Source organism: Devosia sp. (assembly GCF_028290625.1).
Taxonomy (GTDB): domain Bacteria; phylum Pseudomonadota; class Alphaproteobacteria; order Rhizobiales; family Devosiaceae; genus Devosia.
In genome coordinates, this window is sequence record NZ_JAQGJM010000027.1 from 119,032 (window position 1) to 132,989 (window position 13,958).

Annotated in this window: 18 protein-coding genes, 1 tRNA gene and 1 pseudogene; 12 read left to right on the plus strand and 8 right to left on the minus strand. The window is 62.9% G+C overall.

The window, feature by feature from the left end; genetic code table 11:
* The first annotated feature begins 504 nt into the window (after nucleotides 1-504).
* Genes JWR51_RS14835 through JWR51_RS14870 form a run of 8 tightly spaced genes read left to right on the plus strand, consistent with a single transcriptional unit; the run spans nucleotide 505 to nucleotide 6,402 of the window.
* Entirely contained in the window at nucleotides 505-1,356 is an 852-nt protein-coding gene (locus JWR51_RS14835) for a transporter substrate-binding domain-containing protein (RefSeq protein ID WP_299748930.1), read from the plus strand.
* 40 nt (nucleotides 1,357-1,396) lie between these two features.
* Entirely contained in the window at nucleotides 1,397-2,056 is a 660-nt protein-coding gene (locus JWR51_RS14840) for an urea carboxylase-associated family protein (RefSeq protein WP_299748933.1), read from the plus strand.
* Nucleotides 2,047-2,673, plus strand: a complete 627-nt coding sequence (locus tag JWR51_RS14845; protein WP_299748936.1) for an urea carboxylase-associated family protein — start codon at nucleotides 2,047-2,049, stop codon at nucleotides 2,671-2,673. The genes JWR51_RS14840 and JWR51_RS14845 overlap by 10 nt, the downstream gene beginning before the upstream one ends.
* Nucleotides 2,673-3,323 carry an amino acid ABC transporter permease gene (locus tag JWR51_RS14850; protein ID WP_299748940.1) on the plus strand — a complete coding sequence of 217 codons (651 nt, stop codon included), beginning with the start codon at nucleotides 2,673-2,675 and terminating at the stop codon, nucleotides 3,321-3,323. Before JWR51_RS14845 ends, JWR51_RS14850 begins: the two co-directional genes overlap by 1 nt.
* Nucleotides 3,324-3,333: 10 nt before the next feature.
* Nucleotides 3,334-4,026 carry an amino acid ABC transporter permease gene (locus JWR51_RS14855; protein ID WP_299748942.1) on the plus strand — a complete coding sequence of 231 codons (693 nt, stop codon included), beginning with the start codon at nucleotides 3,334-3,336 and terminating at the stop codon, nucleotides 4,024-4,026.
* A complete protein-coding gene (locus JWR51_RS14860; RefSeq protein WP_299748945.1) occupies nucleotides 4,023-4,856 on the plus strand; it encodes an amino acid ABC transporter ATP-binding protein in 834 nt (277 codons plus the stop codon). Before JWR51_RS14855 ends, JWR51_RS14860 begins: the two co-directional genes overlap by 4 nt.
* A gap of 11 nt (nucleotides 4,857-4,867) precedes the next feature.
* Nucleotides 4,868-5,545 carry an urea carboxylase-associated family protein gene (locus JWR51_RS14865; protein WP_299748947.1) on the plus strand — a complete coding sequence of 226 codons (678 nt, stop codon included), beginning with the start codon at nucleotides 4,868-4,870 and terminating at the stop codon, nucleotides 5,543-5,545.
* Complete coding sequence (locus JWR51_RS14870) at nucleotides 5,542-6,402, plus strand: MurR/RpiR family transcriptional regulator (RefSeq protein ID WP_299748949.1); 861 nt, start codon at nucleotides 5,542-5,544, stop codon at nucleotides 6,400-6,402. Before JWR51_RS14865 ends, JWR51_RS14870 begins: the two co-directional genes overlap by 4 nt.
* A 342-nt stretch (nucleotides 6,403-6,744) precedes the next feature.
* Here JWR51_RS14870 and JWR51_RS14875 read toward each other — a convergent pair.
* A tRNA-Ser gene (locus JWR51_RS14875) sits at nucleotides 6,745-6,834 on the minus strand.
* Between the two features lie 189 nt (nucleotides 6,835-7,023).
* Between JWR51_RS14875 and JWR51_RS14880 the strand changes: the two genes are divergently transcribed.
* The 4 genes from JWR51_RS14880 (at nucleotide 7,024) to JWR51_RS14895 (ending at nucleotide 8,318) form a co-directional block, all read left to right on the plus strand.
* Nucleotides 7,024-7,392, plus strand: a complete 369-nt coding sequence (locus tag JWR51_RS14880) for a hypothetical protein (protein ID WP_299748952.1) — start codon at nucleotides 7,024-7,026, stop codon at nucleotides 7,390-7,392.
* Between the two features lie 32 nt (nucleotides 7,393-7,424).
* Entirely contained in the window at nucleotides 7,425-7,580 is a 156-nt protein-coding gene (locus tag JWR51_RS14885; protein WP_299748955.1) for a hypothetical protein, read from the plus strand.
* Nucleotides 7,581-7,582: 2 nt separating this feature from the next.
* Nucleotides 7,583-7,942, plus strand: coding sequence for an MmcQ/YjbR family DNA-binding protein (locus tag JWR51_RS14890; RefSeq protein WP_299748958.1), 360 nt, complete (start codon nucleotides 7,583-7,585; stop codon nucleotides 7,940-7,942).
* A 145-nt stretch (nucleotides 7,943-8,087) separates the two neighbouring features.
* Nucleotides 8,088-8,318 (plus strand): hypothetical protein, encoded by a 231-nt coding sequence (locus tag JWR51_RS14895; protein WP_299748961.1) that lies wholly within the window; start codon nucleotides 8,088-8,090, stop codon nucleotides 8,316-8,318.
* Here the strand turns inward: JWR51_RS14895 and JWR51_RS14900 are convergent.
* The 7 genes and pseudogenes from JWR51_RS14900 to JWR51_RS14930 all read right to left on the minus strand — a co-directional run.
* The gene (locus tag JWR51_RS14900; RefSeq protein ID WP_299748964.1) at nucleotides 8,290-10,077 is read right to left on the minus strand and encodes a hypothetical protein; all 1,788 of its coding nucleotides are present in this window, start codon (nucleotides 10,075-10,077) and stop codon (nucleotides 8,290-8,292) included. The two genes, JWR51_RS14895 and JWR51_RS14900, sit on opposite strands and share 29 nt — an antisense overlap.
* A gap of 121 nt (nucleotides 10,078-10,198) precedes the next feature.
* Nucleotides 10,199-10,834, minus strand: a complete 636-nt coding sequence (locus JWR51_RS14905) for a peroxiredoxin (RefSeq protein WP_299723141.1) — start codon at nucleotides 10,832-10,834, stop codon at nucleotides 10,199-10,201.
* Nucleotides 10,835-11,038: 204 nt separating this feature from the next.
* On the minus strand, nucleotides 11,039-11,539 hold the full coding sequence (locus tag JWR51_RS14910; protein ID WP_299748967.1) for a CreA family protein: 501 nt from the start codon (nucleotides 11,537-11,539) through the stop codon (nucleotides 11,039-11,041).
* A 63-nt stretch (nucleotides 11,540-11,602) separates the two neighbouring features.
* Nucleotides 11,603-12,418 carry an amino acid ABC transporter permease gene (locus tag JWR51_RS14915; protein WP_299748969.1) on the minus strand — a complete coding sequence of 272 codons (816 nt, stop codon included), beginning with the start codon at nucleotides 12,416-12,418 and terminating at the stop codon, nucleotides 11,603-11,605.
* A gap of 175 nt (nucleotides 12,419-12,593) precedes the next feature.
* Nucleotides 12,594-13,382, minus strand: a complete 789-nt coding sequence (locus JWR51_RS14920; protein ID WP_299748972.1) for a transporter substrate-binding domain-containing protein — start codon at nucleotides 13,380-13,382, stop codon at nucleotides 12,594-12,596.
* 175 nt (nucleotides 13,383-13,557) lie between these two features.
* Entirely contained in the window at nucleotides 13,558-13,758 is a 201-nt protein-coding gene (locus tag JWR51_RS14925; protein WP_299749374.1) for a DUF1508 domain-containing protein, read from the minus strand.
* Nucleotides 13,744-13,926: pseudogene (locus JWR51_RS14930) on the minus strand (DUF1508 domain-containing protein); the annotation flags it as partial. The pseudogene JWR51_RS14930 and the gene JWR51_RS14925, both read right to left, overlap by 15 nt.
* Nucleotides 13,927-13,958: the final 32 nt, after the last annotated feature.

Here is a 13,958-nt window from a genome sequence, read left to right on the forward strand (position 1 = left end):
TCGCGGCAGTATCGAATTGTGTCTAAGGATAGAAATGGCACTGTGCGCACGGGCTGCAAGAGGGCACAGCTTTGACACTTGCTCACTAGGCACCACCGCTTCGTCAGCCACCGGCGACGCAGTTGAACTAGCGGAATTCAGGCGGCAGCGGGGTGTGCATGGCGACTGTTGGCTAGGAACGCTTCGAGGTGGCGGTTGCCCTATGCGACCACGTCCAAGCGCAAACCAAGTCGATATTTCAACTTGCCTTCTGCGCCTAAATTATAGGCGAATTGCTGCACCAAGAACAGAAACTAGGCGGACGGATTTTCGCAGCCGCGCCGAACCCATTGATTCCTGCAGATTTTTGGTTTGGCACGGGGTTTGCTTTTGAATGGGTGCAGCCGCGTTTGGGTGATCCAGGTGCGGCTATCATTTGATCGCAACTAGAAACTCCGATTTCGTTCTCTGAAACAAAGAAACTTTCGTTTCAGACACGGCCGGCCAAAGACAGGGATGTCGTTGATGAAAAGTTCGAATTTCTGGATTCACCCAGCAGCCTTGCTGGTTCTTGTGCCGACGCTCGCTGTGGCCACAGCGCCCGCGCAGGCCGATACGCTGGCCGATATCAAGGCAAGGGGTACCATGGTTGTCGGGCTCGATCCGACCTTTGCCCCCTATGAGTTCACCGACGCGACGGGCGCCATCACCGGCTACGATCCGGCGCTGCTGGAGCAGATCGCCAAAAGCATCGGCGTGAAGATCGAGTATCGCCAGATGGCGTTCAGCGGCATCATACCGGGCCTGGTGGCCGGCTCCTTCGATTTCACCGCCACGGCGCTCAATGTGACGGCCGAACGGGCTGCGCGCATTTCCTACACCATCCCCGTCAGCCAGTCGGTCAATGGTATCCTGCGCCGGGTCGGCGACACGCGTGTGGACGGCAGCGACGCCAGCAAGCTTGCGGGCCTGTCGGCCGGTGTGAAGCAGACCAGCACGCCCGAGCGCGTAGTCCAGGAAACCAGCGACGCCCTGGTGGCCAACGGCGCGGCACCCATCAACATCGTCAGCGTTGAGACCACGGAGCAGACAGTGACGGCGCTGGGCACCAAGCGCGTGGATTTCATCGTCGACGACACGAGCGTGCTGGCGCAGATCATGAAGGAACGTCCGGGCCAGTTCGAGTTGGCGGGCGAGCTGGGCGCGACCGACTATATCGCCTGGGGCGCCCGCAAGGACGACACCGCCTTGACCGACCTGCTCAATGAGGAACTGCGCAAGCTCAAGGCTTCCGGCGAGATGAAGGCGCTGCAGGAGCAGTTCCTGGGCATTTCATTCGAGCTTCCGGAAGCAGACTTCATCCCCTCGGCAAACTGACCTACGAGGGCCGGCCTGGCCGGCCCGGAAATCCAGAGACATGTGCAATCACCATCATACTTCCGCGCCGGACGGCAGTCTTCTCGTGCCCGGCGGCTTCGGCCGCGGGTTCGAGGCGCAAGCCGGGCAATTCATCACCATTGTCGATCTCAAGGGCGAGCAGGCGGGGGACTTCGTCGCGCTCAACCGGGGCGATCTCACCGAAATTCTGTCGCCGGTGCATACCCGCCGCAAGAACCTGTCGATTTATTTCAAGGAGGGCGACTTCCTGATGTCGTCCGAAGGCCGCCCGATGTTCGAAGTGGTGCTCGATACGGTCGGCATTCACGATGCCAATGTGCCGGCTTGCGATCCGACCCGCTATGCCGTCGATTTCGGCGTGCCGGGCCACCGCAATTGCCTCGAGAACATGTACGAGCCGCTCTCGGCCTATGGCATCGACATTCTGCAGGTACCCGAACCGTTCAACTTCTTCCAGAACGGTCCGGTGACCGCCGATGGGCGGATGGCCGTCACTGATCCGATCAGCCGCGCCGGCGATCATCTGGTGCTCAGGGCGCTGATGGACGTGGTCTGCGCCATCTCGCCCTGTCCGCAGGATATTATCCCGGGCAATGGGCTGGTGGTTACCGACATGCGTGTCGCCGTCACCGATGCCAAGCCCAATGCCCAGGAGTTGGAGGCCCTCAAATGCTCCTGATGAAAGCGCCGGATACGCGGCCCGCGCCGCCGGAAATCGAGCGGATCGTGGCTCACGGCAGCGTCGCCGCGGTTGATGTGGTGCAGGGGCAATTGCTCACGGTCACCGATATCGAAGGCGGGCGCGCCGCCCAGCTCTACGCCTATACCAAGGCCGATCTCGGTGAATTCCTGTCGCCGCACCACACGCGGGTGTTCAGCAATTCCTACCTGCTGAATCTCGGCATGCGCCTGGTCACCAATCGGCGCCGGCCGATCATGGTGCTGGGCAAGGACAGCGTGCGGGGCCATGACCTGCTGTTGCCGGGATCGACATCGGGGAGTCTGCGGGCCGCGGGCATCCATGGCGAGACCGGCGGCCGCGAGGCGTTCCGGACCGCGATTGCGGCGCAGGGGCTGGCGCCGATCAAGGTGCCTGACCCAGTCAATCTGTTCCTCAATGTCGGTATCGGCATGGATGGCAGCATCAAGCCGCGCCCGCCTGGTCATGGGGCTGGCGGATATGTCACCCTGCGTGTGCTGATCGACTGCACGGTCTTTGTCGGCGCCTGTGCCTCGGACCTCGATGCGGCCCAGGCGCGCGGACCGATCGCCGTCAGCGTTCGCAATCAGCTCTGATGTTCGACCCGGCACGGCTCATCGCGGCGCTGCCCGAACTGGCGAACGGCGCGACCAATACGGTCATGCTGACCTTCTGCTCGGCTCTGTTGAGCTGGGTGGTGGGCAGCGTCATCGTGGTTGGCCTGCTGTCGCCCGTGGCGTTGTGGCGGCGGGCCGGGCGGGTCTATGTCAGCTTCATGCGCGGCACGCCGGCACTTGTGCAGCTCTTCCTCGTCTTCTTCGCGCTGCCCATGATCGGCGTGCATGTACCGCCCTTCATTGCCGCCAGCATCACGCTGGGTCTCAATTCCGGCGCCTACGTGGCCGAAATCCTGCGTGGTGCACTGCTGGCGATCCCGGCGGGGCAGATCGAGGCGGCCGAGGCGCTGGGCATGCGCAAGGCCGCGCTGTGGCGGCGCATCCTGCTGCCCCAGGGCATCCGCATCGCCCTGCCATCGCTGACCAATGAGCTGACGCTCCTGCTCAAGACCACACCGCTGGCTTCGGTGGTGGCGGTGACCGAATTGACCTTTGCGGGCCAGATCGTCATCGCGCGAACCTTCGAGCCGGCCGAAGTGCTGCTGGCGGTGGCGCTCGGCTATATCGTGGTCAGCCAGGCCCTGGTGCTGGGCGCCCGCGCTCTCGAACGCCATCTGGCCGTGACGTGAGGGGCCGCCGATGAGCTTTGATTGGGCCCTTATCTCCGAAACATTGCCGCTGCTGGCGCAAGGCACACTGGTGACGCTGCAATTGAGCGCCATCACCGCCCTGGCGGCTCTTGCGGGCGGCGCCGTACTCGCCTCCTTCTGTGCGTCACGAGCCAGGCCATTGCGGTTGATGGCGCAGATTTTCATCGGCGCCATGCGCGGCATCCCGCCTCTGGTGCTGGTGCTGATCGCTTTTTACGTGCTCCCGGCGCTGGGCTTGCTGCTCGATCCGATGACGGCGGGCGTCGTGGCACTGGCCAGCTATTTCTCCGCCTATGTGGCGGTTGCGCTCGGCTCGGCCATCGCCGCGATCCCCGCCGGACAGACCGAGGCGGCGCTGGTCATCGGCATGACGCCGCGCCTGCGTCTCGTCCGGGTGATCCTGCCCCAGGCGCTGCCGATCGTGCTGCCGGTGCTGTGCGGGCTGCTGATCGGCCTGATCAAGGAAACGGCGCTGCTGTCGGTCATTTCGGTGGGCGAATTGACCTTCGCCACCAAGCAGGCGGTGTCGCGCACCTATGCGCCGTTCGAAGTCTATATGACCGCCGCCATGTTCTATTGGGCGATCAGCGCTGCGCTAGAAGCGGCGGCGCGGGCGCTCGAACATCGCACCACGCGATTTCGCCGCAACATCGCTTCCAGCCCGAAAGGACGGTTGTCATGACCATTCCGGCGCTTCGCACCGAAGCCATCGCCAAATCCTTCAATGGCAATGAAGTGCTGTCGGGCATCGATCTCAGCATCATGCCGGGGGAGGTGGTCTGCATCGTCGGGCCCTCGGGCTCCGGTAAATCCACGTTCCTGCGCTGCATCAACCACCTGTCGCCCGCCACCTCCGGCCATGTCTATCTCAATGGCGAATTGTTCGGCGAGCGCGAGACGGCCGGTGGCAATGTCATGCCCCTTCAACATGCAGCTTTGCAGGAGCAGCGCCAGCGTATCGGCATGGTGTTCCAGTCGTTCAATCTCTGGCCGCACCGCACCGCGCTTGAAAACGTCATGGAAGGGCCGCGCATCGTCAAGAAGATGCCGACAGCCGAAGCGCGCGACCTGGCCGAGAGCCTGCTCGAACGCGTGGGCCTGGCCGAGCGGAAATCCTACTATCCCGGCCATCTGTCTGGAGGCCAGCAACAGCGCGTCGCTATCGCCAGGGCCTTGGCGATGCAGCCCGAACTCATTTTATTCGATGAGCCGACCAGCGCACTCGATCCAGAACTGGTCGGGGAAGTTTTGTCGGTGATGAAGGAGCTGGCGAGCGGGGAGACGACGATGATCGTCGTCACCCACGAAATCGGCTTTGCCGTCGAAGTCGCCGACCGGCTGGTGCTGATGGACAAGGGCCGTATCGTCGAGGACGCGCCGCCACGCCAGTTCATCGAAGCCCCGCGCGAGGAGCGCTCCCGTCAATTTCTCAAGCAGGTGCTAAGCCGCAGCCTCGGCTTTTCGGGCGAACCTTCGGGCGCCATCCTGCCTCTTTCCATCCTCCAGAATTGAAAGTGCCGCCGATGCATAACCCCCAGACCGTCATCATTCCCGCCCGCCATGGCAAGGCCCTGCGCCTCAAGGCCGGCCAGGCTGTGAAGCTTGTCAATATCCATGGTACACAGGTGGTTGACTGCTGGGCATGGAATGCCCATGACCTCAGCGAGCATATGTCGATGGAAGCCTCCCGCGTCTGGAACCAGCGTCTCAACCCGATCGTGGGCGACAGCTTCGTCACCAATCAGCGCAATCCGATCCTGACCGTCGTCGAAGATACCTCACCGGGCGTGCATGACACCTTCATGGCCGCCTGCGATTGCCAGCGGTACGTGCGGCTGGGGGTGAAAGACTATCATCGCAACTGCCTCGATAATATGGGCGAGGCGTTGCGCGAATTGGGGCTGGACGCGCCGCAGCCGATCCTGGCGTCATTCAATATCTTCATGAACATCGCGGTCGAGGCTGACGGCAAGACCTTGTCCACGCGCCCGACGGTGACGCGCCCGGGCGACTATATCGTGCTGAAGGCGGAGATGGATTGCGTGGTGGCGTTTTCGGCCTGCCCGCAGGACATCGTGCCGATCCAGGGCGTCGGCGACAATACCCCCAAGGACGCCGCCTTCGTGATACTGGACGATGGCTTCCCCAATCTTGCGCCATCGGCTACCTGGGTGCCGGACACCGCCGGGCGGAACATATGAGCGAAACGACGCCCCGGTCCCTCGAAGACCGTATCCGGGACAATTATGAAAGGCTGCCGCCCAACGAACAGCGGCTGGCCGACATGATCCTCAATTTCCCCGGGGAGCTGGCCAGCTATGCGGCAAGTGAGTTGGCCGCCTTGGCCAATGTCTCCAAGGCGACGGCCAGCCGTTTTTTCAAGCGCATCGGCTATGAAAGCTTCGACGCCGCCCGCCGGGACGCACGCGCGGCGCAGCGCTGGGGCTCGCCCTTCTATCGTCAGACACGGCAGGCCGAAACGCGCGGCGTTTCCGACACTGTGCGCAGCCATGTGGAGAGCGAAGCCGCCAACATCGGCCTGACCTTCGAGCAGCTTTCACACGAGGACCTGGGGGCGGCGATCGAGGCGCTGGGACAGGCGCGGCGGATCTATTGCCTCGGCTTCCGCACCAGCGCCATGGTTTCTGCCTATGCGGCGTGGCTGCTGGGGCATATCCGTGAGGACGTGCTCATCCTGCCACAGGGCGGCAATACGCTGGCCGAGCAGATTGCCGGGATCGGCCCGGACGACGTCGTCTTTGCCATCGGGCTAAGGCGTCGCCTGCCGATCTTCGGCGGCCTGCTGGGCGTGGCGCGCGACCGGGGTGCCCGCATTCTGCTGATCACCGATCCGACCTCTCATCGGTCGGCCTCCCTCGCCACCTGGACCTTCCGTGCCGAGGCCCGCAGCCCAACCCTGTTTGACAGTGACATCGCCGCCAATAGCCTCGTTCACCTGATCTGCGGCCTGCTCGCCAGCCGCATGGGCGCCAAAGGCCGGGCGCGCCTGAAGGACATTGAAGCGTTGCACTCCCAGGTCGGCGACTTCGAGCGATAAGATCGCTGGCCCCACTCGTTCCAAACCTCACTATTCTCGCTGGGCGCGGCCTGCGAAAGGTGAGGGGCAATTGCTCTCTCGGCAACAGTCGCAAGACCAGCCGCCCTGCGACAAGGGCCAGAATAGACAGGCCAAATCAGTAGTGTGCGACGCTGATGGCAACGTCGGTCGGTGACGCTGAGGTGCCTTCCGACTCGCGCCTCGGCGCGGGCCATCTGGCTTTCGCTACCTCATCATCTAGCAGAGAGCACCAGCGCAAGTTCTAAATGCGGGCTGTAATGTCGGCCTGACACCTTGCGGGCACGAGGTTCGTTAACAAATTAGAATAGATGCAGGGGATTGTGGCGGAGAGAAAGGGATTCGAACCCTTGAGACGGTTCCCCGCCTACACACTTTCCAGGCGTGCGCCTTCGACCACTCGGCCATCTCTCCGCTTCGCTCTGGCGGCCGGTGGAAGGGTCCGGCGCGTGGCCATTGGCCGGGGCGAGCGGGCGCAATATACGCATAGACGCCGAGGATGCAAGCGATCACAGCTGCGACAAGAGGATTGTTTTGTACAGCCGAGCTCCCATCTTGTGGGCCGGACCCGGACCATGGCACAAAGAGCCGCGGCAGGGGCCAATGATCCGCCATCTTCACGATGTCCCGTGCGCACAGGAAGTTGTGATGCGGCTTGTCTTGAGAATTCTTGGAACCTGGCTGGTGGGCCTGGCGCTGGTGCTTGCCGTCATCGATGGCACCAAATCGCTGGGAGCCAGCCGCTTGGTGCTGACGAGCCTAGCCGAGACATGGACCAGCGTTAATCCGGCGAGCCTCCTGGCAGTCCAGGCGTTTTTCGACAGCCGGTATTTCGCCGATCTGCTGGATGGAACAATGGCGGCGCTGTTGAGCTATCCGGCCTTTGCGGTGATCGCAGTCCCGGGAATTCTGTTGGCCCTGTTGGGCCGGAAGCCGCGGCGTGAGCGGTATATCCAGCAAGACCAGATCTGACGCCATTCCGCTGCGCTCCAGAAGGAAGACCGATGTTTTTCAAGAGCAAGCCAACCTCCATTCCCAGCGCCGAACAGGCGCTGCCCGGCCGTGCCGCCGAAATGGCCGTGACCGAGAACCCGCGCGGCTATTGCGGGCTGCAGGGCACGGGCGTCACGTGCCCGATCAGCACCGGCGTCGCGGCTTAAGCATGATTGAGCGGGCAGAGTATCAGCGTTTCGCCGCCACCCTGCCCGGCGCCACTTTCGTCGAGCAATGGGGCGGGCTGATCGCCAAGGTCGGCGGCAAGGTTTTCGCCATGTGGGGCGAGCGGGACGGCGAGCCGGGGCACATCGTCTTCAAGGTGCCCGAGACCAGCTTTGAAATTCTGACCGCCCTGGATGGCGTCGATCAGGCGCCGTATTTCGCCAAAGGCAAATGGGTCGTGGTGGCGCCGGGCGCGCTGCCGAAGGGCGATATCGAGCACTATATGGCCGGCTCGCACGCGGTCGTGGCGGCCAGCCTGACCAAGAAACTGCGGCGCGAGCTTGGCCTGTTGCCGCCGCAATGAGTGCTTCGATCTTTACCCGCATGGGATTCGAACCCTTCGTGCTGGCCCTGCCGGCGGCGACGCTGGTGCATCAGTGGCGCGACGACAGCGTCGCCAAGGTTGGCGGCAAGATTTTTGCGCTGCTGGACAATGATCCGGGCGAGGTATGTCGGATCTGGCGTTCGATATGCTCACCGAACTGCCGGGCGTGCGGCCGGCGCCGTATTTCGCGCGGGCATCGTGGGTGGCGATCGGGCCGGATGCACCGTTGGGCGAGGACGACGTGCAGGCCTATATCGTGGAGGCGCATCGGTTGATTGCGGCGCGGTTGACGCGCACGCTCAGGGCCGAACTGGCGTTGGATGAGTTTATTGCGGCAGGACCGCGTAGATCCTGAGTGGGCCATCGTGCTTGACCTCGGTGAGCCAAGCCGGCAGCGCATTGGCGCGGGCCAGATGCACGAAAGCATCCGGGGCGGCGTCGGGAAGGCCGGTCATCTCGGGCAGGGCATCGCAGGTAACCACGAGGCTGATGCCGCGCGCGTCCAGGATGGCGCGGGCCTCACCGATGGGGCCGTTGAAGAAGTGGAAGGTATCGAGCAGGCCCTGGTTGTTGCGATGGTAGGGCGCAGCGACGACCGCGTGATCGGTATACAGCAACACGTAGGCGCCCAGGTCGATCGGGGTCATGATGCGCTCCGGCGGCATGCCCTTGAGGTCGACGAAGGCGCCGGGCGCGAGGCAGGGTCCGCGGTCGACTTCGGCCGAAGACATCGCTCGCGCGGGAATGTGGGCCGGCAGGTGAACGACGATCTGCTGCACCAGTACCGCCCAAAGCAGGCCGACGAAGCCGAGCCAGCTCCCAATCAATCCCAGAACTGACAGGGGCGTGGCCTTGCGCAAATATCGTGTCCGCGCGGCGACCACCAGATAACCACAGGCCGGCGACAGGACGGCTACCGAGAGGCGGACGCCGCGCACCTGCAGCAACGCCACCGCCGCGATGAACACAAGAAATGCCAGCATGACCAGCCAGCCGCCGCGCTCGACACCGCGCGTGCGCCAGGCCGCATACGCATAGACCAAAAGGGCCAACGTGGCCGGAATAGCCGCCCCCATAACGTAGCTGGGCTGTTCGCTCAGCACCTCCCGCAACGGCTTCGCCTCACCGACGCCCGACAGCCAATGCTCGACCAGCCATGGATCGACCGACGCATAGGGGCCGGCCAGGCAATGGGGGAACAGCACGAGGACCAGCGTCAGGGCGGCAGCGCCAACTATGGCGGCGGCGGCGAGCCGCCAAGGCCAGGGCCGGTTGCCGAGCGGCAGCAGAGTCAAGCCGGACAGACCCGCTCCCACCGCCAGGGCGGCGGTGACATAGACGAGAGAAATAGCGTCGCAAGCCGGCACGAACCAAAGGCTGGGCGGTAGGGCGATGCCCATATGCACCAACGTGCCAAGGCCGAATGACAGGCCAAAATTGCGCACGGCGCGTGCGTGGCCGGGCGAGGCCACATAGATGAGGCCATAGATGACAATCGCCGCAACGACCACAGGCAAGGTCTCGATGCCGATGGCCAGCGAGGTGGCCACGGCGAGCCCTGCGCCGATAGCTGCGCCTGGTCGGCGCAAAGCCGTGATGGTGGCGATTGCGGCGATCTGGGTGAGGATGATCTGGACCGAGTGATGATCAACCCGGCCAAAGTTAAATTCGCTGAAGGTGATGATGGAGAATGCCGAGAGCAGCATGCCGGGCAGAACACCCTCCGCCCCCACCATCAGGCGGGCCAGGCGGCCGCTGAGCCAGATGAAGACCGCCAGCAGAATGGACGGCCACACATAGCCGGCGACGATTTCCGCCTGTGCGGGCCCAACCAGCGGGCGGGCAAGCAGTTCGACAATGGCGATAGGCAGATCGACCAGTCGCGACCAATGCATGTCGGCGCCGAACGGCGTGTTCATGCGGTATTGGGCGTGGTCGAACCAGTTTTGTCCGGACAGGAAATCGCGCACCACGACCATGCGCATGGCATCGTCATTGTCGGCGAAGAAGACCTGATCGAAGCCGTTGTAATAGGCGCGGATGGCAATGAACGCCAAAGCCGCCAGGAACACGAAAGCCAGCAGCAACAGGTCAGACTTTTGCCGGTCAAGCATCGCAGTGCTCCAGAGGAACCGACAGCGTTTTAACCCGGCCGCCTTAAGGGGCTGTGAAAGCAGAAAAGGGCGGCAGATCGATCTGCCGCCCAGTTGTCAGGGAGAAAACGAACGCGGCCGATCAGCCGCGTGGCTGGGGAACAATCCGCAGATAGGGCTTGGGTTCCTTCCAGCCCTCCGGGTACTTGAGCTTGGCGGCTTCATTGTTGACCGAACCCGCGATGATGACGTCCTCGCCGTTCTTCCAGTTCACCGGCGTGGCGACCTGGTGCTTGGCGGTCAGCTGCAGGCTATCGATGACGCGGATCACTTCATCGAAGTTGCGGCCGGTAGAAGCCGGATATTCGATCTTGAGCTTGACCTTCTTGTCCGGCCCGATGACGAACACGCTCCGCACGGTCAGCGTATTGTCGGCATTGGGATGGATCATGTCGTACTTGCGGGCGACTTCGCCCTTGGTATCGGCCAGCAGCGGGAAATTCAGCGCCGTGCCCTGCGTCTCGGCGATGTCGCTGGCCCAGGCAGCGTGGTCTTCGAGCTTGTCGACCGACAGGCCCAGCACCTTAACGTCGCGCTTGTCGAATTCGGGCTTCAGCTTGGCGGTGTAACCCAGCTCGGTCGTGCAGACCGGCGTGAAATTCTTGGGATGCGAAAACAGCACCGCCCAGTGGCCTTCGATATAATCGTAGAAGTGAATCGGGCCTTCGGTGGAGTCCAGCTCGAAATCGGGCGCGGTGTCGCCAATCAGTATCGCCATGCTCGTTGCTTCCTTATCTCGTCCGAACGGACGCGGCTTGTTGCTGTTAGAATATCGTACCCATAGCCTGCGGCAGAAGCGCCCGGGAGCGAAATCTTTTGTGTTTTCGGCGGTTTGGACGCCATGCCGTTCCAAGGGCAGGCACTGCCACAGTATCGGTCAGGATACTGCGCGGTGGTCATCTGCCTGCCCAGGCGGCGGGTGCTAGGGCGTCCGTGCCGGCGCGCCGTTGGTCCAGGTTACCTGCTCGGTCGAAAGGGGAATGACGGAGAGCGACATCTTGCCCGAGCCCTGCTGGATTTCGCGGGCATGGGCCAGATAGATCAGCGCATTGTTGGCGGCGTCGTAGACGCGGGTGACGCGTAGCGACTTCCAGATCAGCGAACGGCCCTCACGGAAAATTTCCTCGCCGCCGGCCTTGGTGGCAATGTCCCCGATGGTGATGGGGCCGACCACCGAGCAATCCAGCGCCGAATAGGACGGGTCCTCGAACCAGTTGCCCTGGCTCAGGCGATCAATGAAGCTGCGGTTGAAGTAAGCGAGATGGCAGACCACGCCGTCGACTTCCGGATCGGCCACCGCATCGATCGAAATATCGTTGCCGGTCCAATCGACGCCGACATTGCCGACCTGGCGGTTATCGCCACAGGCGGCGAGGGTCAGGAGCAAGGCGGCAGGCAGGGCGATGCGGGCGATGAGGTTCATAGCGGCAGGGTCCTTGAATGGGTGCGAACGATAGATGGGCAATCGCGGGCGCGACGCAAGGGATCACCGCTGCCGGCCGCGCAAATGGCGCTCCAGCAACCGCACCAGGAGGGACAGCGAAATGGTCATGGTGAGGTAGAGGAAGGCCACCACATTATAGGTTTCGAAGAACTTGAAGGTGCCAGAGGAATAGACCTTGCCCAATTGGGTAATGTCCTGGACGCCGAGCGCCGAGACCAGCGCCGAGTCCTTGATCATCGAGACGAAGTCGTTGGCCAGCGGCGGCAGGATGGTGCGCAGGGCCTGCGGCGCGACCACAAAGCGAAACGTGTTCCAGCGCGACAGGCCGAGGGCGCGTGCCGCCTCCACCTGGCCCCTGTCGACTGCCTCGATGCCGGCGCGAAAGATTTCGGCGATAAAGGCCGAATAGCACACGGTTAGCGCCAGGATTGCCCGCCACACGAAGTCGAAATCGCGGATGGTCATGGCCTCGAGCCAACCGAGTTGGACCAGAGGAGACATCAAGACATTGACGCCGGTGACGAACCATGGTGCGCCCACGAAGGCGACGTAGAACAGGAAGACCAGCACCGGAATGCCGCGGATGATTTCGACATAGAAGGTCGCGATCTCGCGCAGCGCGCGGCTAGCTGACGTGCGCGCCAGCGCCACCAGCAGGCCGAGCACGATGGCGGCGACGAAGGCGAAGAAAGCCACCCAGAGCGTGGTCACCACGCCGCCCGCCAGTGCCCGGAAAATCTGCGAATAGCCGGCATCGGCGGTGATGGCCCACAGGCCGAGCACGAACAGCAGCGCGATGGCCAGAAGCCACCACGGGATATTGGCGAAGCGGGACGGTTTGCTGGGGGGCTGCGTCATTGATTCCTGGGCACAAATCCCTCAGTCGACTCCCTCCCCCTTCGCGGGGAGGGATCTAGGGTGGGGGGATGTTTAGCCACGATCCTGACATTGTGGCTCCGAACACCCCCACCCATCCTCCCCCGTCGAGGGGAGGAGTCGCGCCGGTGTTGGCCGAGGGATGGGTGCCGACTAGCTACTGGGCGGCGTTATGGTCGTAGAACCACTTCTTCTGCAGCGCATCCATCGTGCCATCGGCCTTGATGGACGCCAAAGCTGCATTGATGGGCGCGATCAAATCCGAGCCCTTGGTCAGGATGAAGCCGAAATCCTCGCTACCGAGCGGGCCGCCGACGACTTTGAATGCACCCGGATTGGCGCCGATATAGCCATTGGCCGAGGTCTTATCCATCAGCACCGTATCGACATCGCCCGACTGCAGCGCCGAGACCGAGGCCCCAAAGGTGTCGAACAGCTTGATGCGCGGATTGGCCTCGTCGCCATCGAGCACCGAATAAACGGCCGTGTAGAAATTGGTGGTGCCGGCCTGCGCGCCCACTAGGAAATCGGCATTGGCGGCAAAGCTGACATTGTCGGTGAAACGCGTCTCGTCAGCCCGCACCAGCATGAGCTGTTCGGAGGTCAGGTAGGGGTCGGAGAAGTCGATCTGCGCCTTGCGCTCGTCATTGATGGTGATGCCATCCATGCCGATATCGAACTGGCCATCGCGCACTGCCTGGATCATCACGTCCCAGCTCGAGAGTTGCCAATCCACCTTGGCATTGAGGCGCTTGGCGATCTCGTTGACGAGGTCATATTCCAGGCCCACGCCCTGGCCGGTCTTGGGATCGGCAAAATTCAGTGGCACATAGGCATTTTCCGTCACCGCGACGATGGCGCGGCCAGCCAGATCGGGCAGCGCCTGCGCCTGGGCCGAAACAGTGCCAAGCAGGATGGCGGCGGCGGCGATGAACTTCGACTTCATGAGATGGCAGGCTCCTGGGGCATTCTTTGGCCAGACAATAGACAGGGCAACCCGGCTTTGGGAATGAGATTCACGCAAAAATCTCGCGCACCCACCGGATTGCCCCGGGACCACCCACCGTCATGGGTGATCGCGGGGTATAATGCCGGCAGGCGATGCAGTGGGGGATAAGTCTTCAGGCTTCGTCTTCGACCGGCGCCCCTGGGCCATTTTTCTTGACCGAGTCAATGCAGTTGAGCGCGCTGGCGCGCGCCTTGTAGGTTTCCGAGCGGACCATGGTTTCGCCATTGGCAGCCACGAAGCGCACAAAGAACTGCTCGTCCTTGGAGGGGGCGATTTCGAAGCGGTAGCCCTTGCCCTCCTCGCCCTTGCTCAAATCGACGATAATGGCATCGGGGGCGTTCTTCTTGAGTGACTCGATGGCGCTTTTGGCACTGGCCTTGGCCTTATAGTTCTCGGACCAGACCAGGGATTCGGAATTGTAAAGAAAGGCGAACTTGAACTGGTCGTTCGCTGCGTGGGTGATCTTGAATTTGTGTGCCATGACGCTGGCCTCCTGCCCTAAATCAAAGGAAC